The sequence below is a fragment of the Shimia sp. genome (assembly GCF_049116215.1).
In the GTDB taxonomy this organism is placed as follows: Bacteria; Pseudomonadota; Alphaproteobacteria; order Rhodobacterales; family Rhodobacteraceae; genus Shimia.
Window position 1 is genome coordinate 98,648 of the sequence record NZ_JAGDZB010000001.1, and the last position, 25,724, is coordinate 124,371.

22 protein-coding genes and 1 riboswitch are annotated in these 25,724 nt (G+C 56.9%); of the genes, 7 read left to right on the forward strand and 15 right to left on the reverse strand.

Annotation, left to right across the window (positions count from 1 at the left end; genetic code table 11):
* Positions 1-86: 86 nt before the first annotated feature.
* Positions 87-542 carry an Lrp/AsnC family transcriptional regulator gene (locus JXR15_RS00480; protein ID WP_422051310.1) on the reverse strand — a complete coding sequence of 152 codons (456 nt, stop codon included), beginning with the start codon at positions 540-542 and terminating at the stop codon, positions 87-89.
* Positions 539-994 carry an Lrp/AsnC family transcriptional regulator gene (locus JXR15_RS00485; RefSeq protein WP_422051311.1) on the reverse strand — a complete coding sequence of 152 codons (456 nt, stop codon included), beginning with the start codon at positions 992-994 and terminating at the stop codon, positions 539-541. Before JXR15_RS00485 ends, JXR15_RS00480 begins: the two co-directional genes overlap by 4 nt.
* Positions 995-1,124: 130 nt before the next feature.
* Here JXR15_RS00485 and ilvC point away from each other — a divergent pair, with 130 nt between their 5' ends.
* From ilvC to JXR15_RS00500, 3 genes are all read left to right on the forward strand, one after another.
* Complete coding sequence (gene ilvC / locus JXR15_RS00490) at positions 1,125-2,147, forward strand: ketol-acid reductoisomerase (protein ID WP_422051312.1); 1,023 nt, start codon at positions 1,125-1,127, stop codon at positions 2,145-2,147.
* Between the two features lie 131 nt (positions 2,148-2,278).
* A complete protein-coding gene (locus tag JXR15_RS00495) occupies positions 2,279-2,632 on the forward strand; it encodes a hypothetical protein (RefSeq protein WP_422051313.1) in 354 nt (117 codons plus the stop codon).
* Positions 2,633-2,667: 35 nt separating this feature from the next.
* Positions 2,668-3,549 (forward strand): DMT family transporter, encoded by an 882-nt coding sequence (locus JXR15_RS00500; RefSeq protein WP_422052220.1) that lies wholly within the window; start codon positions 2,668-2,670, stop codon positions 3,547-3,549.
* 4 nt (positions 3,550-3,553) lie between these two features.
* Here the strand turns inward: JXR15_RS00500 and glmM are convergent, their stop codons facing one another.
* From glmM to JXR15_RS00540, 8 genes are all read right to left on the reverse strand, one after another.
* Entirely contained in the window at positions 3,554-4,900 is a 1,347-nt protein-coding gene (gene glmM, locus JXR15_RS00505) for a phosphoglucosamine mutase (protein WP_422051314.1), read from the reverse strand.
* Positions 4,890-5,909, reverse strand: coding sequence for a dihydropteroate synthase (folP, locus tag JXR15_RS00510; RefSeq protein WP_422051315.1), 1,020 nt, complete (start codon positions 5,907-5,909; stop codon positions 4,890-4,892). Before folP ends, glmM begins: the two co-directional genes overlap by 11 nt.
* Positions 5,910-5,948: 39 nt before the next feature.
* Positions 5,949-6,881 (reverse strand): dihydroneopterin aldolase, encoded by a 933-nt coding sequence (locus JXR15_RS00515; RefSeq protein WP_422051316.1) that lies wholly within the window; start codon positions 6,879-6,881, stop codon positions 5,949-5,951.
* A gap of 128 nt (positions 6,882-7,009) precedes the next feature.
* Positions 7,010-7,651: a cell wall hydrolase gene (locus JXR15_RS00520; RefSeq protein ID WP_422051317.1), complete on the reverse strand. Its 642-nt coding sequence runs from the start codon at positions 7,649-7,651 to the stop codon at positions 7,010-7,012.
* Between the two features lie 147 nt (positions 7,652-7,798).
* Complete coding sequence (locus tag JXR15_RS00525; protein WP_422052221.1) at positions 7,799-10,291, reverse strand: putative PEP-binding protein; 2,493 nt, start codon at positions 10,289-10,291, stop codon at positions 7,799-7,801.
* 135 nt (positions 10,292-10,426) lie between these two features.
* On the reverse strand, positions 10,427-12,652 hold the full coding sequence (gene glyS / locus JXR15_RS00530) for a glycine--tRNA ligase subunit beta (RefSeq protein WP_422051318.1): 2,226 nt from the start codon (positions 12,650-12,652) through the stop codon (positions 10,427-10,429).
* Positions 12,653-12,661: 9 nt separating this feature from the next.
* Positions 12,662-13,873, reverse strand: a complete 1,212-nt coding sequence (gene gltS / locus JXR15_RS00535; RefSeq protein WP_422051319.1) for a sodium/glutamate symporter — start codon at positions 13,871-13,873, stop codon at positions 12,662-12,664.
* A 4-nt stretch (positions 13,874-13,877) separates the two neighbouring features.
* A complete protein-coding gene (locus JXR15_RS00540) occupies positions 13,878-14,405 on the reverse strand; it encodes a DUF6446 family protein (RefSeq protein ID WP_422051320.1) in 528 nt (175 codons plus the stop codon).
* 107 nt (positions 14,406-14,512) lie between these two features.
* On the opposite strand from JXR15_RS00540, the gene JXR15_RS00545 reads away from it, so the two are divergent.
* Positions 14,513-15,151, forward strand: coding sequence for a MarC family protein (locus JXR15_RS00545; protein ID WP_422051321.1), 639 nt, complete (start codon positions 14,513-14,515; stop codon positions 15,149-15,151).
* Between the two features lie 5 nt (positions 15,152-15,156).
* Here the strand turns inward: JXR15_RS00545 and JXR15_RS00550 are convergent, their stop codons facing one another.
* On the reverse strand, positions 15,157-16,086 hold the full coding sequence (locus JXR15_RS00550; protein ID WP_422051322.1) for a glycine--tRNA ligase subunit alpha: 930 nt from the start codon (positions 16,084-16,086) through the stop codon (positions 15,157-15,159).
* A 165-nt stretch (positions 16,087-16,251) separates the two neighbouring features.
* Here JXR15_RS00550 and JXR15_RS00555 point away from each other — a divergent pair, with 165 nt between their 5' ends.
* The gene (locus JXR15_RS00555) at positions 16,252-18,036 is read left to right on the forward strand and encodes a trypsin-like peptidase domain-containing protein (protein ID WP_422051323.1); all 1,785 of its coding nucleotides are present in this window, start codon (positions 16,252-16,254) and stop codon (positions 18,034-18,036) included.
* Positions 18,037-18,111: 75 nt separating this feature from the next.
* Here the strand turns inward: JXR15_RS00555 and JXR15_RS00560 are convergent, their stop codons facing one another.
* From JXR15_RS00560 to metZ, 4 genes are all read right to left on the reverse strand, one after another.
* Positions 18,112-19,752 carry a thiamine pyrophosphate-binding protein gene (locus tag JXR15_RS00560; protein WP_422051324.1) on the reverse strand — a complete coding sequence of 547 codons (1,641 nt, stop codon included), beginning with the start codon at positions 19,750-19,752 and terminating at the stop codon, positions 18,112-18,114.
* Entirely contained in the window at positions 19,752-21,200 is a 1,449-nt protein-coding gene (locus tag JXR15_RS00565) for a TrkH family potassium uptake protein (RefSeq protein ID WP_422052222.1), read from the reverse strand. The genes JXR15_RS00560 and JXR15_RS00565 overlap by 1 nt, the downstream gene beginning before the upstream one ends.
* A 127-nt stretch (positions 21,201-21,327) precedes the next feature.
* Positions 21,328-22,428 carry a GTP cyclohydrolase FolE2 gene (folE2, locus tag JXR15_RS00570; RefSeq protein WP_422051325.1) on the reverse strand — a complete coding sequence of 367 codons (1,101 nt, stop codon included), beginning with the start codon at positions 22,426-22,428 and terminating at the stop codon, positions 21,328-21,330.
* A gap of 181 nt (positions 22,429-22,609) precedes the next feature.
* Positions 22,610-23,797 carry an O-succinylhomoserine sulfhydrylase gene (gene metZ, locus JXR15_RS00575; RefSeq protein ID WP_422051326.1) on the reverse strand — a complete coding sequence of 396 codons (1,188 nt, stop codon included), beginning with the start codon at positions 23,795-23,797 and terminating at the stop codon, positions 22,610-22,612.
* Positions 23,798-23,861: 64 nt separating this feature from the next.
* Positions 23,862-23,939, reverse strand: a riboswitch (SAM riboswitch).
* A gap of 119 nt (positions 23,940-24,058) precedes the next feature.
* On the opposite strand from metZ, the gene JXR15_RS00580 reads away from it, so the two are divergent.
* Both JXR15_RS00580 and JXR15_RS00585 read left to right on the forward strand, forming a co-directional pair.
* On the forward strand, positions 24,059-24,970 hold the full coding sequence (locus JXR15_RS00580) for an alpha/beta fold hydrolase (RefSeq protein WP_422051327.1): 912 nt from the start codon (positions 24,059-24,061) through the stop codon (positions 24,968-24,970).
* Positions 24,971-25,007: 37 nt separating this feature from the next.
* Positions 25,008-25,691 carry a glutathione S-transferase N-terminal domain-containing protein gene (locus JXR15_RS00585; RefSeq protein WP_422051328.1) on the forward strand — a complete coding sequence of 228 codons (684 nt, stop codon included), beginning with the start codon at positions 25,008-25,010 and terminating at the stop codon, positions 25,689-25,691.
* Positions 25,692-25,724: the final 33 nt, after the last annotated feature.

A 25,724-nucleotide genomic window follows, 5' to 3' on the forward strand; every position in this document is an offset into this window, starting at 1 on the left:
ATCATGTTACATAAGGTGTAGCCCAAAGTGGCGCGCCAACCAATCACCCAAAGCCTTCAAGACCCTTCGTCATTTCAATCAAGCGTTTACAGCGGCCCCGGCCGCCGCTCTTCGCTCAACAAAACATTAGCCTCCACATTTCCGACACCCGGCAAAGTCATCACCCGCCGCCGCAAAACCCGTTCAAAATCAGATATATCGCGGGCCGTGACCCGGAGTCGGTAGTCATACAATCCCAGTACATGCTCCACGGTCTGCACCTCTGGAATGGCCGAAACCGCCCGCTCAAAATCGTCCAAACTCACCCGCCCTTTGGTGGCCAGCTTCACGCCCAAGAACACTGTCACCCCAAAGCCGAGCTTCTCATAATCCAGGTCCAGCTTCCGCCCCGCAATCGCACCACTGTCCTGCAACCGCTTGATCCGCCGCCAGGTTGCCGGCTGCGACAAGCCAAACCGCCGCCCCAAAGCGCCAGCGTTCTGGGTGGCATCTTCTGCTAACGCCTTGAGAAGAATACGATCAATCTCATCCAACTCGATCATATCGGCAGGCTTTCATCAGATTTAATCCGCGCCACATGCATGAGAGATTCAATGTCCGCAATATGCGGCAACGTCAGAATACGGCTGCGATACACTTCCTGATAATGCCCCATGTCTTTGGCAATCACCGACAGTCGCACATCCACACGCCCGAGAAACGTTTGTATTTCCGTGACTTCCGGAATGTCCCGCGCCGCTTCGATAAACTCATCAAACGCCCGCGATTGCGTCTTATCCAACGTCACCCGCAACGAGACTTCCACCGTATAACCAAGTGCCTGCCAATCGATCACAGCCCGCTGGCCACGCAATACCCCGGCGTCCTTTAGCTTCTCAATCCGCCGCGTCAGGCGAGCGGTCGTCAAAGACAAGCGATCCGCCAAATCAGGCACAGACTGAGTCGGGTCCGCCTGCATGTAGCGCAGTATCCGCCGATCAAGGTCATCAAGCATGAATTTCACCAATTATCACTTCTGGGGGAATGATTACACCTATTTTCCGCAAAAATTCCAGCGAAACATGGTCGCTCACCACCACAAAAACCGTATTCTGCCCCCAGACACAAACAGAGGAGCGCCCATCATGCGCGTTTATTACGATCGCGATTGCGACATTAACCTGATCAAAGACCTGAACGTTGCCATCCTGGGCTACGGGTCCCAAGGTCACGCCCACGCGCTGAACCTGCGCGACTCCGGCGCGAAAAACGTTGTGGTTGCTCTGCGCGAAGGCTCCCCATCTGCAAAGAAAGCCGAAGGCGAAGGCCTGAAAGTTATGGGCATCGCCGAAGCGGCTGCTTGGTGTGACGTGATCATGTTCACCATGCCCGACGAACTTCAGGCAGAAACCTACAAGAAATACGTACACGACAATATCAAGCCAGGCGCCGCCATCGCGTTTGCCCACGGCCTGAACGTGCACTTCGGCCTGATCGAGCCAAAAGAAGGCGTGGACGTGATCATGATGGCGCCAAAAGGCCCAGGTCACACCGTGCGCGGTGAATACACTAAAGGCGGCGGCGTACCTTGCTTGGTAGCTGTTGACACCGACGCAACCGGCAAAGCGCTGGAAATCGGCCTGTCCTACTGTTCCGCCATCGGTGGCGGCCGCTCCGGCATCATCGAAACCAACTTCCGCGAGGAGTGTGAAACCGACCTGTTCGGCGAGCAAGCTGTTCTCTGCGGCGGCCTGGTAGAGCTGATCCGCTGTGGTTTTGAAACTCTGGTGGAAGCCGGCTATGCCCCTGAAATGGCGTACTTTGAGTGCCTGCACGAAGTGAAGCTGATCGTGGATCTGATCTATGAAGGCGGCATCGCAAACATGGATTACTCCATCTCCAACACTGCAGAATATGGCCAGTACGTCACCGGCCCACGCATCCTGAACTACGACGAGACCAAAGCGCGTATGAAAGACGTTCTGTCTGACATCCAGTCCGGCAAATTTGTACGTGACTTCATGCTGGAAAATGCTGTTGGTCAGCCAACCATCAAAGCGTCCCGCCGTGCCAACGACGAGCACCAGATCGAAGCCACCGGTGAGAAACTGCGCGGCATGATGCCTTGGATCTCTGCCGGTAAAATGGTCGACAAAGCAAAGAACTAAGCGGTTCAACGTTGGGAAAAGGGGAGCTTTGGCTCCCCTTTTTTTGGTTAGAGCCATCACTTTCCAATCACCTATTTGACCTTTTCGTCGCCACGAAGCATGGTCCATCCGTTGATTTAGGGGACCTTCGCATGACCAACGACACAAACGGAAAAAAGACTCTGTTTACCCCCACGTGGTTGCGGGCGGTGTTGCGTGGAGAACGCCCCTCTGGCGAAACTTTTTGGGTCGGCAACTACGGGACTGCCTTGTTCCATCAACCTCTCATGGCACTCCTTTTGGTATTGCCAATCAATGAAGCCATTCCAGGTACCTTGGCTGCATTGTTGGCTCTGTATCAGTTTGCCCTGACAATTGCCGTTGCGCGGTCTCGCCCTGGCGCTCCCACCCCCTTGGGCTGGAAATTCGCAGGCATTCTCATCACCTTTGGGCACGCTGCTCTTTTTACATTTCTCGCCCTGTCGCTTTTTGCAGGCAACACATGACTTCTACTCCTGAGATCACCCTCAAAAGTTGGATAATGGTCGCTCTGCTTGGGCTGATCTGGGGGGGGACTTTCATGGTGCAGAAACTCGCGCTTGGCCACCTGCCACCTTTTTGGGTTGCCGCCGGACGGATTGGTTTTGCAGCGGTGATTACCGTCGCGATTTGGCAGATGCGTGGCGGGCGTATGTTCACAACTCAAGAAACGGACTGGACAAGGTTGGGGTTTGTCTCGGTATTCAGTGCCGCTGTGCCCTTCATGTTGCTGGCTTGGGCGCAACAATACGTCACCTCTGCCTTCACCGGTGTCTCAATGGCCGCTGTCGCCTTGATTGTACTGCCGCTTGCACATATCCTTGTTCCTGGCGAACGCATGACCCTGCGCCGCAACTTTGGCTTCTTCATCGGCTTTGCGGGCGTGCTTGTCCTGATTGGACCTGCGGCCTTTGCCTCCAGCGGCAGCCCATTGGAAACCGCAGGGCAGATTGCCTGCCTCGCGGCCGCAAGTTGTTACGGCGTTTCCTCAATCGTGCTGCGCAAACTCCCTCCACTCGACCCCGTCGGCCTAGCTGCTGCAACCCTGATTTTTGGCAGCTGTATGGTCATCCCATTGGCGTTCATTCAACATGGCTTGCCACCGACGCCCCCACTGGAGGGGCTAGCGCTGGTTGCATTGCTTGGCCTTGTGCCCACAGCCGGAGCCACGCTGTTGCGCATCGTGGTGATCCGCAGCGCTGGCCCCGTGTTCATGAGCCTCACCAATTATCAGGTGCCGCTCTGGTCGGTTGTGTTTGGGGTGACGCTGATGGGAGAGCCGCTGCCCGGCTCTATGGTGTGGGCTACGCTTCTGATTCTATCTGGTGTAGCATTGAGCCAGCTCGGGGCCTTGCAGCGCCTATTTGGCTCAAAAACCGTATGACTGTTCAGGCGACGGCGGCCTGAACAGCATCGACGACACTGTCGACGGTGCGCTCCAATAGCTGCGCATCCTCACACTCAGCCATCACGCGCACAAGTGGCTCTGTACCGGATTTACGGATCAACAGACGCCCTTGCCCAACCAACGCCGCTTCCGCATCCAAAATCGCTGCCTTAACTGTGTCAGCGTCCAACGGTGACTGCCCGGCGCTATAGCGCACGTTCTTGAGCATCTGAGGCACGGTTTCAAACACCTGCGCCAACTCAGACGCCTTTTTACCGCTTTCCACCATCGCAGCGAGAAACTGCAGGCCAGCCATCAGACCATCGCCTGTGGTGGCGTAATCCGTCATCACGATGTGCCCAGATTGCTCGCCACCCAAATTGAAACCACCTTTGCGCATGGCTTCCACGACATAACGGTCCCCAACCGCCGTGCGCTCCAACCGCAAGCCTTTGCCTTCCAAGAAACGCTCCAAACCGAGATTGGACATCACGGTCGCTACAAGTGCGCCACCTTTCAACCGACCTTGCTCCGCCCATTGGCTGGCCAGAAGCCCCATGATCTGATCACCGTCGGCCACTTTGCCCTTCTCGTCGATGATCATCACCCGATCGGCGTCGCCATCTAGACAGATCCCGACATCAGCGCCATGAGCGACAACGGTCTCCTGCGCGGTGCGCGGGCTAGTAGACCCGCAATTCTCGTTGATGTTGTAGCCGTTTGGCGTGACACCAACTGTGATCACTTCCGCACCCAGCTCCCACAGGGCCTCCGGTGCCGCACGGTAGGCCGCGCCGTTGGCGCAATCGATCACCACCTTCACACCACGCAAAGGCAAGTCCCGCGGGAGAGAGCTTTTTACACGTTCAATATAGCGGAACCGCCCATCATCAATCCGTTGTGCGCGGCCAATGTTTTGCGCTTGAGCAAGCTCGACGCCGCTTTCAATCAGCTTCTCCAGTTCCAGCTCAACTTCGTCGGACAGCTTGAACCCGTCCGGTCCAAAGAACTTGATCCCATTGTCATCTGCGGGATTGTGGCTGGCGGAAATCATCACACCAAGATCGGCTCGCATTGAGGTTGTGAGCAAACCAACCGCGGGCGTTGGTACAGGACCAAGCAAAAACACATTCATGCCAGTGGACGTCAAACCTGCGGTAAGCGCGTTCTCAAACATATAACCTGATAGCCGCGTATCTTTGCCAATCACCACCCGGTGCTGGTTGGTGCCGTCATTTCGAAAATACCGCCCAACAGCCGCCCCGATCCGCAACGCCATTTCAGCGGTCATTGGATAGGTATTGGCAGTGCCGCGAACCCCGTCGGTTCCAAAAAATTTACGCGTCATTGTAGTCTCCTGTCGTCACTGCCTGCCACAGATTCAAAGCCTGACGGGTCTCCGCCACGTCATGTACGCGCACAATTTGCGCGCCTTGCGCCACACCTTCAAGCGCAACCGCCACCGAGCCCGGTATCCGCTTTTGCGCAAGCGAAGCCTTGCCGATGGTGCCGATAAACTTTTTCCGCGAGGCCCCCAAAAGAACGGGACAACCCAAGCCATGAAACAGGCTCAGTCGCGCCAGCAAAGCAAGGTTATGTGTAAGGGTTTTGCCAAAGCCAATACCCGGATCCACAACGATCTGCTCACGTGCAATACCCATGTCAGATAGGCGCTCAACTTGTGTTTCAAGGAAGTCATAAACATCAAGCAAAACATCGTCATAGGTTGGATTTTGCTGCATCGTCGCCGGGTCGCCTTGCGCATGCATCACGCACACTGGCGCGTTTGCCGCTCTGGCAACATCCGCCAACTGCGGATCATAGGTAAACCCGGACACGTCATTTATCAGTGACGCTCCTGCCGACAAAGCCTGACGCGCTACCTCAGACTTACGTGTATCGATACTGACCGGCACATCCAGCCTGCCAGAAATCTCGCGAATGGCAAGCGCGGTCCGTGCAATCTCATCCTCAATCGGCACAAAATCCGCACCCGGCCGTGTGCTTTCTCCACCAATATCGATCAAGCCAGCACCCGCCGCCGCCATAGCCTCTGCCTGTCGCAAAGCGGGTGCAACACCGTCGAATTGCCCGCCGTCTGAAAAGCTGTCCGGCGTCACGTTCAAAATCCCCATAAGATGGGCTACGCCCATATCCAAACCGCAGATTGGGGTACGCGCTGCACAAAGCCGTGTCAGCACGTCATCTGGAACATCTGTCGCCCAGCTTACATGAGCAGCATGACCACGTTGCAACACTTCAACATGGGTAAACCAACACCAGCCGCCGGCCAATGTTCTGGCACCTTGGGGACGTGCGGCATCGGTTTGAGCAATGGGACGATAATATAGTTTCATATCGGCTGCTTGCGCAAACCCGGCGTAAAAATCAAGAGTTCAGAGGGCTTTCTGGGAGATTGCAACGTGCCGCATTGATGCTTTCGCTATGGTCGCATCAACATCCCCAATGACCCAGAACGCTTCCGACTGCATCTCAGCCGCGAACCACCCCGCAAGCCCCATAGGATCGCTGGGCGGAGCATCCGGTCCTTCCACCGCGTCTAGTACAATCTTGGAAGGCGCCCACACGCAAATTTGGCCATTCTTCATCGCCCAATCCAGCTCTGTCCGCGTATCCACAACAACACACCGCTTGTCTCGCGCCGCCAGCATCCAGGCATTTTGTTCAATCGCCAGCAGGTCCACACGCCTCTGCGTCAATTCTTGGCCAGTCTGCGGCGCCGTTACGTCCGGCGCGCCCACACAAAAAATCAACGGAGCCTCGGCTTCTTCCAGTTGATCGATCCAACCCGACAGGTTTTCAGAAGTCCGCGCCTCATTGCTCAAATAGACCACCCGCGGCTTTGGCGGCTCCTCTTCGGCCAGCGTTTCCACCGGTGCCAGATGCGCCTTGCGCGAACGCACAATCTCGACGCCCAATGCCCCCGGGCCTCGGTCCAGCTTCTCAATCCGTACAAAAACCCGCTGCGCCTGCGGCTCCAGCAACACCCGATCCGCCACGCGGGCGGCCAAGGTTTCCAGAAGGTTCAAGCGTTCTGCCGACAACTCAAAAGCGATGGCTTCAGTAACTTTGTCATAGGATAAAATGCGGTCCACATCATCCCCAGCCACCGCCGCGTTGGTTGGAAGCACTTCAACGACAACATTAAAACACACGCGCTGCGTGGCACCCCGCTCCGCCTGAAACGCCCCAATCTCAACTTCGACAATATGATCCCGCAAAGAGATCCGATCCAGCGGATCAGATCCGGACGTCGCCTCCGCGCGTTCCGAAGGGTGGGCAAAGGCCAGTCGAATTTCGTTGCTCATGGGTCAGTTCCGCGCAGTTGTCTGTCCCTTAGACAGGATATTCGCAGGCTTTAGCAGGCCCGCCCCAAGCAAGCCATAGCGGAAAGCGGCGCAATACGCCGCTGAAACGCCCGATTTTCCACATTGGCTTAGTTTTGGGAAAGACGTGTCGGCATCCGGTAGAAATGATGCACGCCAATTGTCGTGGTGCGCGGGAAAGTGCGCGCCCAACGTGGGTTCACCGCTTTGGTGTGGTAGTGCGTCGCGCCATCCGTAAGCTGTTTTGGCGCGCCGCCCAAAAGCAGCTGCGCCACTTTGCCGACACGTTCATACGCCCCGTGCTCACGGATTTTGTTGCTGATACCGTCACAGTTATAGGTAAACTGACACTGATATTTGCGACCACTCGCAGTGCCCTGATTGATCACGCCACAGACGCTGTCCGGAAAAGAGGCGTGGTTGGACCGGTTCATGATGACCTCTGCCACCGCAAACTGCCCCTTCACGCTTTCGCCACGGGCTTCAAAATACAGCGCTTCGGAAAGACACTGCCACTCCGCGGTACGGTTCTCTTCCGCCACCTTCGGTTGGCTGTCAATAAAGGAGCGGCTGTAGCTGATCTCAGTTGGTTTTGGTTGCTTTTTGCCAAAAATATCACGGAGCGACTTGCCATCAAACAGCACCAACTGGCGGGGCTTTTCTTTGTTTTTGACATTGGAAGGTGTCGCTTCTGCGACTCCCATACCGGCAGACAAAGCAAATGCAATAACACTAACAATCAGTTGGCGCATCGGAACCTCTTAGCGGGGCAATACACCCCTGGCAGCTATTAACGAGGCGTGTCTTAAAGGAAAAAACGTAAATGGTCCACTAATGCACAATGCCGCACCAAAGGTGTGACGGAAACTCAGCAATTCTATGGAAAATTTTCTCTTATTTTATTGCAACTTATCTGAAATTGCCAATTGCGCGGCCGCAAGCCGGGCAACGGGCACCCGGAATGGCGAGCACGACACATAGTCCAAACCAATCTCGCGACAGAAGGCAATCGATTCGGGAGAACCCCCATGTTCGCCACACACAGACAGCGTTAAGTTCGGCTGCGCACGCCGCCCGCGCTCGGCGCCCAGTCGCAGCAACTCGCCAACCCCTTCTTGATCCAGCGTGTGGAACGGATCCTCAGGGAAAACGCCTTGCTGCACATAAGGGCTCATAAAACGGCCCGCATCATCACGAGATAATCCATAGGTCATCTGCGTGAGATCGTTTGTGCCAAAGCTGAAAAACTCGCAGTGCGGCGCGATGTCTTCCGCCCTCAGTGCCGCACGAGGCGTTTCCACCATAACCCCAAGGCGATAGTCAAAATCGCGCCCCCGCTCAGTCTTCACAGCGGCCGCAATGGCTTCAATGCGGGTTTTAACCAGTTCGACTTCGCGTTTTGCCGACACCAGAGGGATCATGATTTCTGGAACAACCGGGTCATTGTCGCCACAAGAATCCAGTGTCGCTTCAAAAATAGCGCGCGCCTGCATGTCGAGAATTTCAGGAACCGTAATCCCAAGCCGGACACCGCGCATGCCCAGCATTGGGTTATACTCCACAAGAGCTTCAACCCGCCGTGTCACATCCGACAACGGCAAGTTCAACGCCTCCGCCAAGTCACGCAATCCCGCGCGATCTGTTGGCAGAAATTCGTGAAGCGGCGGGTCAAACAGGCGAATGCACAACGGTCGTCCGTCCATCAACTCAAACAACTCAACAAACATGTCGCGCTGCATCGGCAGCAAAGCCTGCAACGCCACGCTGCGGTCTTCCGGCCCATTGGCAAAAATGACTTCCCGCATCGCGATCAGCTGATCTGCCTCAAAAAACATATGTTCTGTACGACACAGGCCAATGCCTTCGGCCTGGAAAGTCAGCGCGGTCTTTGCGTCGGCAGGCGTGTCCGCGTTGGCGCGCACTCCGATATCGCGGCTTTCGTCCGCCCATTCCATCAGGGTCTGAAAGGAATCATCCAAAGCCGCTTCCAGCATCTTAGGATGACCCGCCAAAATCTGCCCGTTCGTGCCGTCCACAGTGATCACATCACCCTCTTGGAACACCCGCCCATCTGTCGCGACAATCCGTTTCTTGCGGGTTTGAAAGCGCATAGATGTCGCGCCAACAACACATGGCAAACCAAGACCACGGCCGATCACCGCCGCATGGCTGGTCATGCCGCCGCGCTCTGTCAAAGCGGCGCTCGCAGCGTGCATCCCGCGAATGTCTTCCGGATTGGTTTCGCGCCGCACCAGCACACAAGCTTCGCCACGGGCCGCGCTTGCCTGCGCTTCCGCCGCCGTGAAAACAATCTTCCCTGTGGCTGCTCCGGGACTGGCCGCAATGCCGGTGCCCAACACGTCCCGTTCTGCTTCCGGGTCCACCTGACGGTGCAACAACTCGTTGAGCGCGCGCGGCTCCACCCGCATCACCGCCTCTTCACGCGGAATGATTTTGTCCTCCGCCAAAGACACGGCAATGCGGACCGCAGCACGCGCACTGCGTTGCACGCGGACGCCGTCCAGAATGCGAAGCTGCCCGTTTTCAAGTGTGAACTCGATTTGCATTTCCTCGCGCAGACGCTTTCGCATCAGAATTGAAAACTCGATCAATTGATCAAACGCCTGCGGTGCTTTTTCCTCCAACGAAGGACCGCGTTCGTCCTGCTGCAAAAACAGCGCAGCCGCTCCGGATTGCAACGCGTCCCGTCCCTGTGACTGGCTCAAATATCGGCCAGTGATCTGCGGCAGGCCCGTGTCGCTGTTCACAAGCTGCAAGACGCCACTGCCACTTTCGCCTTTGCCAACCCCAAGCGCCATCGCCTGAATGACCAGCCCAAGCCCTGCATCCGCCGGTGCCCCTTTGGCTTGGCGCAGCAACCTTGCAGTAGTGCCTTCCCAGGCCCGCGCCATAGAGCGCAAAACACCAATCAATTGGGTTTCAAGCGCTTGTGGAAACGGCTCCTCGGCCTCATCCTCATACGCCGCCAGAAAATCGGACACCGCATCCGCATCATCACTGTCCAGATCGTCAAAAATATCGGGATCAAGCCGCGCCACATGTGTGGAGTAGGACTGAATGAACTTCAGGTAGAGCTTGGTGGCCGCCTCCGATCCAATGCTCTCACTGAGGGTGCCCAACAGCGCATCGTTCATCCCGATATTCAGAATGGCACCGGGACCACCCCAATCAGGATCTTCGGAGCTCGGCCGCACACACAACAGCTGATCGTCCCCAAACGGCGCCAGCATCCGCGCCATATCTGGCAACTCTCCTGCAGCCAGCCCATGAACCGCCTCAAACGACAGCGCCACAGTTGCCGGCACCGGCAGGTCCAACCGTACCAGACGCTGCAAACATTTGGCTCGCCCACCATGTGTGGCGGGGCTCATTGGCGCGTCGGGGGTGATCAAGGTGATGTTTGGGTCGTTCTGCTGCACTGCGGCACCTATTTGTTGTGCAACGCAGCATAGACCGGCGTCGCAGCGAAACAAGCCTTTGCTGTTCCGCTGCGACGATTTTGAGGGTTAGCCTTCGACGCGAGACAGGTCCGCTGCCTGCAGACAGATCACACGGATACGGGACAACAAGTTCAGGCGATTGCGGCGCACGATGTCGTTGTCGCTGTTCACCTGCACGGCCTCAAAGAACGCATCAATTGGCGCACGCAACGTCGCCATGGTCCCCATCGCAGAGGCAAAGTCTTCCGCCTTGATGGCCGACGCAATCGCCCCTTCCGCCGCATCCAGCGCCGCGAACAGTGCTTTTTCGCTGTCGTCCTCGGCAAATTTCACATCCGCGCCAAAGGAGTATTCCACACCGTCTTTCTCTTCGGCCTGGCTCAGAATGTTGTTGGCCCGCTTGAAGCCTTGCAGCAGATTTTCGCCATCTTCGGTGGCAACAAAGTCTTGCAGCGCCCGTGCACGCGCCACCAGCAATGCAAGATCATCATTGCCCGGCATCGCAATACAGGCGTCGATCACGTCATGGCGCACACCTTGATCGCGCAGATAAACCTTCAGGCGGTCATGGAAGAAGGACAGCAGATCTGCCGAGGTGTCAGGCAAGCTCTCACGCAGTGCCTCGATGTGCTTTGGCAACTCGCCATCAATGGTCGCTTTGACCGTGTGCACAACGGCGCCCAGCACACCATGCTCCGCGATCTCATGCTCCAGATCTTTGGCCAATGCTGCCGCCAGCTTGTCGTCCTGCGTTTCATGCGCCTTGTGACGCAAAAGCTGACGATCAAAATGCGCATCCAGTGACAGACGCAGGTTGTTTTCAAGAACCAAGCGGATCACTCCCAATGCCGCACGACGCAGGGCAAACGGGTCTTTGGAGCCGGTTGGCTTCTCGTCAATCGCCCAGAATCCGGTCAGCGTGTCGAGTTTATCCGCCATGGCAACTGCCACCGATACCGGCGCCGTCGGCACATCATCAGACGGACCAAGCGGCGAGTAGTGCTCTTCTGCCGCTACCGCAACCGCTGCGGAATGCCCTGCCGCTTCGCCGTAATATCGCCCCATCAGGCCCTGCAGTTCCGGGAATTCATAGACCATCTCCGAGCTCAGGTCCGCTTTGGCCCACCGCGCGGCCTTGTCGGCCTCGCCAAAGGACGCACCGGTCACTGGCGCGACCTCACTCGCCAACGCAGCAATACGCGCGATCCGATCACCCTGACTGCCCAGTTTGTTGTGGAAAGTCACATTGTTCAGGCTCTCAAGCCACGCATCCGCCCCAGCGGAGGCCACGCGAATGTCGTTTTCCCAGAAGAACTTCGCGTCCGACAACCGCGCAAACAGCACCTTTTGGTTTCCGGCCAGAATGGTCTCGCCGTTGTCTTTGGTCTCGCGGTTGGCCACGGTCACGAACTTTTCAATGCGACCGGTCTTCGGGTTCTTCACCGAGAAAAACTTCTGGTGCTCCTTCATCGAGGTTTGCAGCACCTCTGGCGGCAGGCCAAGGAAATCCTCTGCAATGTCGCCCATCAGCACAACCGGCCATTCCACAAGCCCTGCGACCTCCGCCAGAAGACCTTTGTCTTCAACCAGCTCCAGACCTTGGGCAAACGCCATATTGGTGGCGTCGTTCCAGATGGTTTCGGCGCGCTCTTCGGCGTTCAGGATCACCCGGTCGCGCTTCAGCTTGACCTCATAGTCCTCAAACCCGTGCACGGTGAAACGGCCACTGCCCATAAAGCGATGACCCTCGGTGGTGTCGCCAGATTTGATGCCGTCAATATCAACTGGCACAACAGTGTGGCCATCTTCAGCGCTCAGAATGCAAAGGATGGAGTGCAGCGGACGCACCCAGCGCAAAGACCCCGTGCCCCAGCGCATAGACTTGGGCCAAGGGAAATTGCGAATGGTGTCTTCAAGAACTTCGGCCACAATCTCCGCCGCCGCACGCCCTGGTTTGGTGATGGAGGCGAAGTACACCGCACCTTTTGGCGTGTCGCGCTCTTCCAGATTGTCGCGGGACACACCTGCGCCACGCAAGAAACCCTCAATCGCTTTGTCCGGCGCGCCCACTTTTGGACCTTTGCGCACTTCCTTAATCGTTGGGCTTTCCGCCAACAGATCTTCAATCGCCAGGGTCAAACGGCGGGGCGTAGATAAGGCACGCGCATGGGCGTAGGTCAAACCGGCCTCAACCAAACCATCCGTGATCTTTTTCTTAAGATCATCAGCAGCCCGCGCCTGCATACGCGCGGGAATTTCTTCGGAGAAAAGTTCGATCAGCAGATCAGGCATGACGGGTCCTTAGAAGTTCACGATGGATTGGATGACAATCGCGTTCGCGATATCGACAAAAAAGGCTGAAACCAAGGGCAAAACGACAAAAGCAATTGGCGCAGGGCCGTATCGTTTGGTCACAGCGGTCATATTGGCAATGGCCGTAGGTGTTGCGCCAAGCGAAAACCCGGCAAAGCCGGACGCGAGCACGGCGGCATCATAGTTACGACCCAGGATTGGGAACAACACCAGAATGACCAAAACAACGGTGATGACTGTCTGTGCGCCGACAGTTGCCATAATCGCAAGGCCGGCCCCGCTCAGCGTGGAGAAATCCAGCGTCATCAAAGAGATCGCAAGAAACACCCCCAATGCAAATTCCGAGATCACCGCCAAAGTAGGGGTGCGCGCCACAGGGGCCGCTTTGGGGGCGATTAGTAGGCGCAAGTTGCCAAGCACAATGCCCATAATCAGGCAGGGCACAAACAGTGGCAACATCAGGCCTGCTTCTTTGAGAACGCCATGTAAGACGTAGCCCAGAATAATAGCGATATGCAGGCTCAGCATCACCCGCATCAAAGACACGTGACAAATTTCCGAGGTCTCGTGTTCCTCCTCAAATGACACACCAACAACGTCGCCGTCCCCTTGGTGCGTGGAGGTTAGTCCGTGGCGGCCTACCAAAAACTTGGCAATCGGCCCGCCTACAAGAGAGGCCGCAATCAACCCGAGTGTCGCCATCGCCACGCCCAGCTCCGCAGCACTGTTCAAGCCTGTGGCTGCGGCCACATTGGGCGCCCAGGCAATGGCGGTCCCATGCCCGCCGATCAAGGAGGCGGACCCCAGCAACACACCAGACTGCGCAGGCAGGCCAAACATGGTGGCTCCGGCAATGCCAATGACGCTCTGCACAATGATGGTGCCCAGGGTCAGAACCAACAGCAGAATCAGGATTCCGCCTCCCGACAACAGGTCGGAAAAACGTGCGTTCAAACCGATGCCAGCAAAGAACAGCACCAAAAAGTAGTCTCGAGCGCCCGTTTCAAAGCTCAAACCCACGCCAGAAACAACCGAGAACAGCGCAAAAACCGCCGCCGCGATCAAGCCACCTGTGACCGGTTCAGGGATATTGAACTCCCGCAAAAAGGCGACTTTGCGGGTCAGGCGCGCGCCCAACAGGAACACAGCAAACCCCAAGGTGGCCGTGATCATTTCCGGGACAACAAACACCTGATCCATCTACTCACTCCATTGGTCGTGGAGGACAATGCGCGGGCAAACGCTTGCCGTCAAAAGCAATCTCGCCGCAGGCATTGATTTCGTTCCAGGCAAACCCACGCCCGTCCGGCAAGATCGCAACAATGCGATCAATGCCATACAGCACGTCCTTCTCACCCAAAAACGCGAGCGCCTCACCGTTTTCGAGCGACTTGCCAATTTCACTGGCGTCAAAGCAGTCAAACCACTTGGGCGCATTGCGCGGTTCTGCCTTCTCCAACATCTCGTAAGTTTCGGTCAAAAGCGCTGCACTCATCGAGGTGGTGAAACACGCACGATAGCGAATGGGGGAGCTCTCGCTGTCGATGGCTTCAAAATTTTCGTACAAAATGGGCTCGACCTGCCCGTCAACCAGCAGGGTCAATTGCACATCATCCTGCATATCCGACGCAGGCACCGCGTCGTAGTAGCCGTAGATCTGCAACCAATACATGGCGACGCCGCCAATCAACGCTGTCAGCACAATCAGCCCTCCAAGCAGTTTTCCAGTCATGCTCTTACCTTCCCCCAACGGGTGTTGTTTCTATTGCACGTTGCACAAGACCACGGCACAGTTGGCGCTGATTTAAGTGATTTCTTCAGGCCTTCAAAGGGGTGGAAATGTCCGAAAGCTTCGCCATCGCCATGTTTGGCGCTTTGTTTGCCGTTATGAACCCCTTCATCAACCTGCCGGTGTTCCTTGGCCTGACCGAAGATCTGCATCAAGCCGAACAGCGCCGCGCCGCCACCAAGATCCTCACCTATACCGCCGTGTCCTGTGTGATCATCGCGATCTCGGGCACCGCAATCCTTGAATTCTTTGGCGTCTCCGTGGATGCCTTTCGCGTGGCAGGTGGCATGGTGCTGGTGCAAATTGGCTTTGTCATGCTCAACGGCCGGCGCAGCACGGCGCACCATGGCACCGAACGAGAGCGCGAAGTCATGCACGACTCCGATGCTGACAACATTGCGTTTTACCCTATGACCTTCCCCATGCTGGTGGGCCCGGGCACGATCACCACACTCATCCTCTATGCCCAGCAGGTGCAACAGCCCTCCGACTGGGGCATCTACGCCGGGTGCGTTGTGCTGGTTCTGTTGATGATCGCAGTGGTGTTTTATTTTGCTGGCAACATCGGCCGCTATCTCAGCAATACGGCCCGCACCATCATGACCCGCTTGATGGGCATGGTCCTGATAGCAATCGCCGTCGGCATGGTAGCCGACGGCGCGAAAGTCTTGCTGCCGGGGTTGGCTTAAGAGGCTCACGCCGCGTAGCCACCCGCCTCTGTCTGCACAAACGCATCCGCGCACTGTTTCGCCAGTGCCCGCACGCGTCCGATATAGGCCTGACGTTCAGTCACGGAAATCACACCACGCGCGTCCAGCAGGTTAAACAGGTGAGACGCCTTGATGCACTGATCATACGCGGGATGGGCCATGATAATACGCTTGCCGGTCTTTGGATCAACATGCTCCTGCGCGAGGATTTTCTCGCACTCCGCTTCCGCCTCTTCAAACTGCTTCAACAGCACATCGGTGTTGGCCACGTCAAAGTTCCAACGACTGTATTCCTGCTCGGTCTGCTTGAACACATCGCCATAGGTCAGCGCAATTTCGGTCTGCGGATCGTTGTACGGCATGTCCATTACGTGATCGACGCCCAGCACATACATCGCCAAGCGCTCCAGACCGTAGGTCAGCTCGCCGGACACCGGGTGGCAGTCGTGGCCACCAACCTGCTGGAAATAAGTAAACTGGCTGACTTCCATACCGTCACACCAGACTTCCCAGCCAAGGCCCCAAGCGCCAAGCGTTGGGCTTTCCCAATCATCCTCAACAAAGCGGATGTCATGCATCTCCATGTCGATGCCAATCGCCGCCAGCGAGCCGAGGTACAGCTCCTGTAGGTTGGGCGGGCTTGGCTTGATCAGTACCTGATACTGATAGTAGTGCTGCAAGCGGTTCGGGTTCTCACCATACCGCCCATCGGTCGGGCGACGTGACGGTTGCACATAGGCCGCCGCCCAGGACTTGCCGCCCAAGGACCGCAATGTTGTCGCCGGGTGGAACGTACCAGCACCCACTTCCATGTCATAGGGCTGCAACACTGCACAGCCTTTTTCGGCCCAGTAATTCTGGAGCCGCAAAATGATCTCCTGGAAGCTCCGCGGTTTGCTGTCGCTATGTGCCATGGTGAAAGCCCTTTCCAAACGCGGGTCTTGCTTATGCGCAAGCTTGCACGGGGTCAACATCACGCCACGGCTCAAGCTCACCAAATTATGAGTGCAAGCCGCGCCGAACCTGATAAAAGAGCCTCTAATTAACAATTGTCACGCGTTTCAGGGACCACCACCAACATGCTGCGCACTATTCTGTCGCTTTTTGTGGCACTGCTTTTCAGTGTCACCTCCGCCACTGCTCAATCCTCAGATGACATCGTTTGGGTACAGCTCGAAGCCCAACCCAGCTTGACCCAAGCCAGCGAAAACATCCGCGCCTACGCCCAGCGTATGGACGATGTAAACGGCTTTACCCTAGGTGGCGGCTGGTACGCCATCGCTGTAGGGCCCTACCGCCGGGAAGATGCGGAAAATGTGTTGCGCGTTTACCGGTCGGAGGGTGTGATTCCCGTGGATGCCTATCTGGCAACAGCACGTGAATACCGCAGCCAGTTCTGGCCAGTGGGCGCCAACCAATTGGCCAACCCACAAGCCGCGCTGTCCGGTCAGCAGCCAGCCCAACCCGCGCAGCAGGACACGCAGGTTGTGATCGTGGAAACACCGACTGAACCAGAGGTCGCGCCGGTTGTTCCGCAGCAACCTGACGAAACCGTCCGCGAAGCCCGCGCGAGTGAAGCTGCTCTATCCCGTGACGAAAAGAAAACCTTGCAAGAATGGTTGAAATGGGCCGGTTACTACAACTCCGCAATCGACGGCTCCTTTGGCCGTGGCACCCGCGCCTCCATGTCCAACTGGCAGGCAGACAACGGTTTTGACGTCACTGGTGTGATGACAACACTGCAACGCGACACACTGCGCCAGCAATTCTTTGCGGTTCTTGAAGGCATGAACCTACAATTGGTGAGCGATCTGGACGCAGGTATCGAGATGGTTGTGCCAATGGGCGCGGTAGCAAAAGCCGCTTCCGAGTATCCCTTCGTGCGGTATCAGGCCTCCGGCGACATCCCGGCGGAAGTTCTGTTGATCAGCCAGGAAGGCGACCAGAACACCCTGTTTGGTCTCTATGACATCATGCAAACGCTTGAGATTGTCCCGCTGGACGGACCACGTGAGCGCAAGAAGTCCAGCTTTGTTTTGACAGGTCAAAACACCGATGTTGTCAGCCACACTGAAGTCACCCTGAAAGAGGGTCAGATCAAGGGCTTCACACTGGTGTGGCCTGCCAACGACGAAGAACGCCGCGCCCGTATTCTTGGCGAAATGCAGGCCAGCTTCACCCGGATTGGCGGCGTTTTGGACCCCGCCGCCGGGGATGACACCGCGCAAAACATCGATCTGATCTCCGGCCTGCAAGTGCGCAAGCCCAAACAGTCCCGTTCCGGCTTCTTCATTGACCGCAAGGGCCACGTGGTGACCACCGCCGAAGCCGTGCAGAACTGCACCAAAGTCACCATTGAAGAAGACTACGACGCGCAGGTTTCTGTGATCGACGAAGCGCTTGGTATCGCGATCCTAAGCCCGACGTCCTCGCTGGCACCAATTGACGTCGCCACACTGCGGGAAGGCGCCCCACGCATTCAGTCCGAAGTGGCCGTTGCAGGGTATTCCTACGAAGGTGCCCTTGGTGCGCCAACACTGACCTTCGGCCAATTGGCGGATGTAAAGGGCCTGCGCGGTGAGCAGGAACTCACCCGTCTGGCGCTGAACGTCCAGCCTGGCGACTGGGGCGGCCCTGTCTTTGACGCTGGTGGTTCCGTGTTTGGTATGCTGCTGCCTCGCGACGCACAATCCGCACAACAGCTGCCGGGAGAAGTAAACTTCGCCGTAAACAGCGACGCCATCCGCACACTTCTGGCGCAAGAAGGAATCCAAGCCGCCTTATCCTCCAACGGCGCTTCCATGGCTCCGGAAGACCTGACCAAACAGGCCAGTGACATGACGGTTCTGGTGAGCTGCTGGTAAGCAACTCCCACCACCACAAAAAAACAAAGGGCGGCTCTTTTGGGAGCCGCCCTCTACATTTCAAGATCACGTATTTCAGGATGTCGACAGCGCCGCCGTCATCCGGATCAAGGTTGGCCGATCCGCGTCAAAAGCCTGCGTCAACGCCGCCTCCAACTCCGCAGCCGTCTTCGGGTCCGTTGCCAAGCAGCCATAGCTTTCCGCCAGCTTGCAGAAATCTGGGTTCATGGCGACCACCGCATTCGGCGCGATCTGACTGGACACCATGCTATCTTCGATTTCCTTGAGCTTGTGGTTGTCCCACAGCAAAATCGGGATGGGCAGTTTCATCTCCACTGCCGCGCCGAGTTCCTGCACGGTGTATTGGAAACCGTAGTCCCCCGCGATGCACACTGTCGGCTTCCCCGGACGGGCCATCGCCCCGCCAATCGAGGCCGGCAACGCATAACCCAAAGTGCCAAACCCGCTGGGATGATGCCAAAAACCGGGGCGTTCCATGTCCCACACCTCTTTGGCCACGTAGGCAAACTGCGTCATATCGGAATAGATCATCGCGTCGTCCGGCATGACCTCTGACAGAACGTCACAAATCTCAGCAATACCAGGGCGTTCCGCATCGGTTTCCGCACGGAAGCGTTTCTTCGCACCTGCGACATCGTCCGTGTTCCACCGCGGCTCCGCAGTTTCCGCAGGCAACGCAGCCAATAAGGCCTCCACAAAAGCACGTGCATCGCTATGGAACGTGATTTCCGCGCGATGGCGATCAGCCAAAACCTCCGCATCAATATCGACTCGCACCAAGGTGCCTTTGTGGCCCAACTCATCCCGCCACAGGTCGCACTCCGACAGTTCAGATCCAACCACAACCACCAAATCGGCTTCACCAATAATGCGTTTGCTTTCTGCCCTTCCAAGATAGGTGCCAAAACTCAACGGCTCTTCCGCACTCAGAAGGCCACACCCCGCATAAGTCATAAACGCCGCAGCCCCGCTGCGCCGCACCAGGTCACGTACCGGAATTTCAATTGGGGTCAGATCGGCAGGAGCACCGTTCTGTACAAGGCCGCCGCCAAACACAAACATCGGCTTTTGCGCGTCCGCCAACATCTGATCAAGCCCGCCCAAGGACACCGGCACTTGCTGTCCACCACTGCTTGCATGGTCCCCTGCGGCCTTCTCTGGACCCTGTTCAGCCAAGCTGCCCAACAAACCAATAGGAACCTGAAGGTACTTTGATCTCTGCCGCTTGTGCTTGAATTCTACAAAAGCGCGATCAATCAGATCATAAGCCGCTCGTGCAGTGCGTGCTTCTTCAGCCCAATCACACACTGACGACGCCGCGCCGCGCTGATCACGCATCTGATGCAGCTGCCCACGATGGCCAACATGCTCATCCAGGCAGCTCGCCAGGGTCAGCACCGACACGCTATCGGAATAGGCCTGTCCCAAGGGCGTTAAGATGTTGCAGACCCCAGGCCCCGTGATCACATAGGCCACTCCAGGCTTGCCACAGGCCCGCGCATAGCCATCCGCCATAAAACCAGCGCCTTGTTCGTGACGCGCCAGAACATGCGTGATCCCGGCTTCTTCAATGCCACGATACATTTCCACATTATGCACGCCAGGAATGCCAAAAATGACATCCACACCACGTGCTTTCAGCATGTGCGAAATCTGCGCCCCCAAAGGACGCATCTCCTGATCCAGTGCCACCATCAGGCCCTCCAGAATTGAACCGTAAAGAGTACGTAGACCGCCAATAGCTCCAGCCGGCCAATCAACATGCCCGCCGCCAAAAGCCATTTGGCAGCATCATTCAGTGTCGCAAAGTTGCCTGCAGGGCCAATGATGTCGCCCAATCCTGGGCCAATATTGGCTAGAGCCGCCGCCGATCCTGACAGAGCGGTGGTGAAATCAAGCCCTGTCATACCCAGCAGAACAGCGAGTCCGCCAAGCGTCACGGTGAAGAACACAAAGAAGCTCATCACAGAGTTCAGCACATCGTCGTCAATCTTGCGCCCTTGGAAGCTTGGCGTAAACACACCACTAGGATGCTGAATTTTGAGGATTTGGGTTTTGATCGTGGCAAACAGCAATTGATAGCGAAAGACCTTGATGGAACAGGCCGTTGACCCCGCGCAGCCACCGATCAACCCCGCAAAGAACAGCACAGAGACGGGAAACCCGCCCCACTGCATGTAATCCGCACTGGCGTAGCCTGTTCCCGTAACAATTGAGGTGGTGTTGAACAGCACCTTGCGAAACCCAGCCTCACTGCCAATCCCGTTGCTCAATACTTGCCAGCTGGTGAGCATGATCACAATCACAGCCACGGTCATAAAAAACGCCCGGATCTGCGAGTCCTGCAGAAGAGGCTTGGCGCTACCTGCGGTCATTTGCACGAAACGCACAAAGGGGAGCGCGGCGAGAAGCATAAAGATGACCCCAACATATTCGGTACCGACAGAAAAGGCGCCAAATGAGGAATCATAATTGGCGAAACCACCGGTCGCGATGGTGGTCATAGCATGCACCACTGCATCAAAGGCGCTCATTCCCGTGATCACATATGCTAGCGCACAGGCCACCGTCAGAGTGATGTAAATCACCGAAATTCGGCTACTGATCTCCGTGGCACGCGGTAAGATTTTCCCAAAAGTGTCGAAGCCTTCGCTGCGGAAAATCTGCATCCCACCAACACGCAGCTCGGGCAAAAACACCATCGCCACAACAATGATACCGATGCCGCCCAGCCATTGCAGCAATCCACGCCACAACAGCATCCCACGTGGCAGCTCATCAAGCCCCGAAAACACCGTTGACCCCGTGGTGGTCAAACCACTCATCGCTTCGAAAAACGCATCCACAATGCGGGCTTCTGTGGCGCCCAGCATGAAGGGCAGCGCACCAAACATTGGCAGAGCCAGCCATACCCCCGTGGTCAGCAAAAAGGTTTGCTGCAACGACAGCCCATCACCGCGTCCGTTGTGACACGACAACGCCACCATCCCTCCAGAAAGACACGTCACAACGGCACTGACAAAGAAGGCTTCCCAATGTGTCGTGCCATCCAATAGGTCCACAATCATGGGCACAAACATGGCCACGCCCAATATCGCCACCAAAAGGCCGATCACATATCCAACGGGTCGTAAGTCCAGCATGGCCGCAGGGTTGGCGGTTGCGCCAGCCGCTGTCAAGCGCGTTCCCTCATGCAAGAGACAGACCGCATCAGCTAACGTGCTGTTTTAGTGCGTAAACGGCACACGCCGGTGCAACTGCGCCGCCACGTTACCCAACGTGAAACAGCGTGGTGAACAGTTTTGGATCAATGCTTTCGGACGCAAACAGCGGTCCATCCGTCAGAACTGACACAGCGTCGTGGCTGTGTAGGCTTTCCTGATGGCTGGCAATCACCCGGAAATCTCCGATGCGCGGATCGGCTTTGAGCTTCTCGCAGAACAGGCGCGCCGCATCTTCCACAAAGATTGGATTGGCCGCGTTCAATTCTGCAAACGCCTGCTCATCTTCGCGCTTCACCATCACCTGTGTTTCGGTTGGCACCGCGGCCCGCGCCAGATCAATCAGGTCTTCAAACCAAACCCGCGGGCGGTCCACAATCTCCACCGAAATTCGCGCCACCGACCGCTGCGAATGAGGCGTGGCCAACTGCCCGCGTGACATCCGCGCATGCTCACTCAACTCCAAAGAACAGGGACAGGTTGAGGAGTACACATAGTCCAAATGCATGATCTTATGCATGGTCTCGCCGTGCTGCACCTTCTCCAGCGCAATGTCGTAATACTGATAGCCTTCCAGACCAGACCGCAGCGACTTGATCTTCATCGGATAAGAAAACCGCATCTGCAGCCGCGCATCAAAGCTCTCCAGATCGGTGATGTAGTCCGCCAGAGCCGCCTCCATCACACTGAAGCTGAAGGTCTTCTCTGCGTGTTTGTAAAACGACCGCATGATTCGGGACATGTTGATGCCCTTTTTATCCGCCTCAAGACTGACAGTGCCAGTGACGCTGGTCTCAAGGCTGATGTCACCATTGTCGCGCGTATGAAATCGGATTGGCAGGCGGAAGTTGGAAATCCCGACATGCTGGATTTGCTGCTTCTCACCTTTGATCAAGCTTTCAGGACCATTTTGTAGATCCGGCAGGGTCGCCCGATATTCGGGCGTAACGTCAAAACTCTCAGGGTACTGGCGCGACAGCTCGGGGTAGTTGGCAAGCGGTTGATCCGGCAACAAACGTGCCACCGCCGGGTCCAGCTCCGCAATCTCCGTCACTGACGCGTCTTGAGCCCAAGTCCGCAATCGCGCGAGCGCTTCTTCCGCGTCTTCCCGTGTCAATTGAGTTTGGGTCTTGGAGTTTTGAACATTCATGGCCAAGCGCCTTTTCCCTGCTGTCGCCTGATTAACTTAGTGCGTACGTCGGCAAAATGCCAATTTCACTAACTCATACGCAAAAAACGACACCTTGGTTCACATCCGTCACATCAGACACAAAAAGCGCCCGACTTTCCCGTCGCGCGCCGTGTTGAGCTATATCGCCAACTCCAAGAACTTAGGTTTGTGATGCCTTAACCGCCTGCTTGATATCAGCAATTAGATCATCGGTGTCTTCCAAACCTACGGAGAAACGCACCAATCCCGGCGTGATTCCCAGATCCACCTTTACTTCATCTTCGAGACGCTGGTGGGTGGTGGTCGCCGGATGGGTTGCAATCGATTTTGCGTCGCCCAGATTGTTGGAAATCACCGCAATCTCCAGCGCATTCAAGAATTTGAACGCCGCTTCGCGCCCGCCCTTGATGTCCACCGACAGCACGGTGCCGCCCTTGCCGTCAAGCTGCTTTTTCACCAAGGCCGCCTGTGCATGGCTCTTCAACCCAGGGTAGATTGTGCGCTCCAAGGCCGGATGGCCCTCCAAAGCCGACGCAATCGCCAGCGCGCTCTCCGCCTGGGCCCGCACACGCAGATCAATGGTCTCGAGCCCTTTCAGCATCACCCAAGCATTGAACGGGCTCATGCTGCCTCCAGTGTGCTTCATGTAGGGCTCAAGCGTTCCCCTGATGAAGTCTTTGGTGCCGAGCACAACGCCGCCCAGCGCCCGGCCCTGACCATCAATATGTTTGGTGGCTGAGTAAATCACCACATCAGCACCCTGCTCGATCGCGTTGCTGAACACTGGAGTGGAAAACACATTGTCCACCAGAACCGTCGCACCAACCTCATGGGCAATCTGCGCCACGGCGGTGATGTTGATCACCTCAAGCGTCGGGTTGGACATACTTTCAAAAAACACCGCTTTGGTGTCCGGGCGCATCGCGGCCTTCCAGGCCGCCAGATCCGTGCCGTCGACAAAGGTCACTTCCACGCCATAGCGGCCCAAAATGTCCTGCAACACATAGATACAGGAACCAAACAACGCCTTGGCGGAAACCACGTGGTCGCCAGCTTTGAGCATCGAGGTCAACGCGCCGCTGACGGCTGCCATGCCACTGGCTGTGGCAAAAGCATCCTCAGCACCTTCCAGCGCCGCAATCCGCTCTTCAAACATCGCAACAGTGGGGTTGCCGTAGCGCGCGTAGATAAATTCGTCTTCGCCAATCTCGACAAAGCGGGCCTCGGCCTGCTCCGCGCTCTCATACACAAAGCCCTGCGTGAGGAAAATCGCCTCGCTCACTTCGTTGTACTGGCTGCGCCGTGTCCCGCCATGCACCAGCTTTGTGCGTTTGTTCCAATCGCTCATGTCATCTCTCCCGGGTCCCTCAGACCGACCCAAATAAAAAGCCCCGTTCCGGCCAAGCGGAAGGGGCTCCTTCGTCCTGACCTCTTTAGCGGCATCTTTAACGTGGCCCGCAATCCGGTAACAAATCGCCACACAGGCGAATTACGCCGCAACGCCGCAAACGTCAAGGCACACGGGCCCGTTCACCTTCCTGTAACGCCTGCTTTACGCAATCTGCACATTTTCGCGCAACACTGAGAGTAGGTGAAAGGGACAGCACAGATGGCACTCATTCGGATCAACGCAGAAGGCCGCAAACCCGTGTTGCACGGCACCGATGCACCGCTATTGCCACTGCTCAATCGAACTCTGGACACCGACGGCCCAATCACTGTCATGCTGCATGGATACAAGTTCCACCCCTATGTGCCTGGTCGATGCCCACACGCCCACATTTTTGCCCCATTGGATGCCGCCAGTGCAAAGGTCGTGAGCTGGCCCAAACACCTTGGCTACCTTTCCCCAACGCCAAACAGCGGTGTTGGAGTTGCCTTTGGATGGAATGCACGTGGCTCCCTGAAACAGGCTCTACGCTCTGCGATCCGAGCCTCGCATGCTCTGGCCACACTGGTGCAACAGCTCCGCGTTCAAGCCCCGAACCGCCCGGTGAACTTGGTGGCCCACTCAATGGGCGCCTATGTTGCGCTTCAAGCTCTGCACCGCCTCTCATTCGGCGATATTGGTCGTATCATCCTTCTGAACGGCGCGGTTTTTCGCCCATCTGCCGCCATGGCTCTACGCACCGACGCCGGACAGGGCGCCGAGCTCTTCAACGTGGTCAGCGGCGAAAACGCCTTCTATGACATCCTTTTTGAGCAGCTTTTGGGCCGAAGCCGCGCGCATGACCGCTCGATCGGCCGGGGCTTTGATGCGCCAAACGCGCTGACCATCAGGTTAGAGGACAAACCGGGCCTCAAGCGGCTTGCAGCCCTTGGGCACACCATTGACCCACCGGCCCATTGGCTCTGCCACTGGTCCCCTTACCTGCGCCGCGGCGCTATGGCGTTTTATTCGGATCTGTTGCGCAATCCGGCATCATTGCCGCTTCAGACGCTACAGGCGCAACTCACACCGCGCACATATTTGGCCTCGGTGCGCCCAAGCTCAAACGTGACCTCTTGCAGCACGGCCTGAAACCGGCATCATGGCGTCTCCAACCTGAGGACCGCCCATGCAACAGCCACTTGATCTATACTACTGGCCCACGCCCAACGGCTGGAAGATTTCCATCGCTCTTGAAGAAATGGCGCTGCCCTACAGCACGCATCTGATCAATATCGGCAAGGGCGATCAGTTTTCGCCGGACTTCCTGAAGATCGCCCCCAACAACCGCATGCCCGCAATTGTTGATCCAAACGGGCCAGACGGTCAGCCCATCTCAGTCTTTGAAAGCGGCGCGATCCTGCTCTACCTCGCGCGCAAAACCGGCCAGTTTCTGGGTACGACAGAAAGGGACCAAGTTGCCGTGGAAGAATGGCTGATGTGGCAAATGGGCGGGCTTGGTCCCATGGCCGGACAAACCCATCACTTCCTGAAATACGCGCCTGAAGACATCGCCTACGCCAAAGCCCGGTACCGCGACGAAACCGCCCGCCTCTACGGCGTGCTGGATCGCCGATTGGCCGAGAACGAGTACCTGGCAGGCGATTTCTACTCCATTGCGGACATTTCCGCCTGGGGCTGGGCTTCTTTGTGGGAGGGGCAAGAGCAAACGCTGGAGGACAAACCTCACATGGCCCGCTGGCTCAAAGCCTTGTGGGAGCGCCCTGCCCTGCGGCGCGGGCGGACTTTGCATACCGATCTGCGCGCAGACCGATCCGACACCTGGGTCCAGGCCGACTTATTTGGAACGTAGTCCGAGAACACACCCAGCCATCACGCAAAAAAC

What these genes read in the sequence shown, in the direction of transcription:
- JXR15_RS00480 (WP_422051310.1), bottom strand. Translation starts at nt 542, where the DNA reads ATGATCGAGTTGGATGAGATTGATCGTATTCTTCTCAAGGCGTTAGCA.
- JXR15_RS00485 (WP_422051311.1), bottom strand. Translation starts at nt 994, where the DNA reads ATGCTTGATGACCTTGATCGGCGGATACTGCGCTACATGCAGGCGGAC.
- ilvC (WP_422051312.1), top strand. Translation starts at nt 1,125, where the DNA reads ATGCGCGTTTATTACGATCGCGATTGCGACATTAACCTGATCAAAGAC.
- JXR15_RS00495 (WP_422051313.1), top strand. Translation starts at nt 2,279, where the DNA reads ATGACCAACGACACAAACGGAAAAAAGACTCTGTTTACCCCCACGTGG.
- JXR15_RS00500 (WP_422052220.1), top strand. Translation starts at nt 2,668, where the DNA reads ATGGTCGCTCTGCTTGGGCTGATCTGGGGGGGGACTTTCATGGTGCAG.
- glmM (WP_422051314.1), bottom strand. Translation starts at nt 4,900, where the DNA reads ATGACGCGTAAATTTTTTGGAACCGACGGGGTTCGCGGCACTGCCAAT.
- folP (WP_422051315.1), bottom strand. Translation starts at nt 5,909, where the DNA reads ATGAAACTATATTATCGTCCCATTGCTCAAACCGATGCCGCACGTCCC.
- JXR15_RS00515 (WP_422051316.1), bottom strand. Translation starts at nt 6,881, where the DNA reads ATGAGCAACGAAATTCGACTGGCCTTTGCCCACCCTTCGGAACGCGCG.
- JXR15_RS00520 (WP_422051317.1), bottom strand. Translation starts at nt 7,651, where the DNA reads ATGCGCCAACTGATTGTTAGTGTTATTGCATTTGCTTTGTCTGCCGGT.
- JXR15_RS00525 (WP_422052221.1), bottom strand. Translation starts at nt 10,291, where the DNA reads ATGAGCCCCGCCACACATGGTGGGCGAGCCAAATGTTTGCAGCGTCTG.
- glyS (WP_422051318.1), bottom strand. Translation starts at nt 12,652, where the DNA reads ATGCCTGATCTGCTGATCGAACTTTTCTCCGAAGAAATTCCCGCGCGT.
- gltS (WP_422051319.1), bottom strand. Translation starts at nt 13,873, where the DNA reads ATGGATCAGGTGTTTGTTGTCCCGGAAATGATCACGGCCACCTTGGGG.
- JXR15_RS00540 (WP_422051320.1), bottom strand. Translation starts at nt 14,405, where the DNA reads ATGACTGGAAAACTGCTTGGAGGGCTGATTGTGCTGACAGCGTTGATT.
- JXR15_RS00545 (WP_422051321.1), top strand. Translation starts at nt 14,513, where the DNA reads ATGTCCGAAAGCTTCGCCATCGCCATGTTTGGCGCTTTGTTTGCCGTT.
- JXR15_RS00550 (WP_422051322.1), bottom strand. Translation starts at nt 16,086, where the DNA reads ATGGCACATAGCGACAGCAAACCGCGGAGCTTCCAGGAGATCATTTTG.
- JXR15_RS00555 (WP_422051323.1), top strand. Translation starts at nt 16,252, where the DNA reads ATGCTGCGCACTATTCTGTCGCTTTTTGTGGCACTGCTTTTCAGTGTC.
- JXR15_RS00560 (WP_422051324.1), bottom strand. Translation starts at nt 19,752, where the DNA reads ATGGTGGCACTGGATCAGGAGATGCGTCCTTTGGGGGCGCAGATTTCG.
- JXR15_RS00565 (WP_422052222.1), bottom strand. Translation starts at nt 21,200, where the DNA reads ATGCTGGACTTACGACCCGTTGGATATGTGATCGGCCTTTTGGTGGCG.
- folE2 (WP_422051325.1), bottom strand. Translation starts at nt 22,428, where the DNA reads ATGAATGTTCAAAACTCCAAGACCCAAACTCAATTGACACGGGAAGAC.
- metZ (WP_422051326.1), bottom strand. Translation starts at nt 23,797, where the DNA reads ATGAGCGATTGGAACAAACGCACAAAGCTGGTGCATGGCGGGACACGG.
- JXR15_RS00580 (WP_422051327.1), top strand. Translation starts at nt 24,059, where the DNA reads ATGGCACTCATTCGGATCAACGCAGAAGGCCGCAAACCCGTGTTGCAC.
- JXR15_RS00585 (WP_422051328.1), top strand. Translation starts at nt 25,008, where the DNA reads ATGCAACAGCCACTTGATCTATACTACTGGCCCACGCCCAACGGCTGG.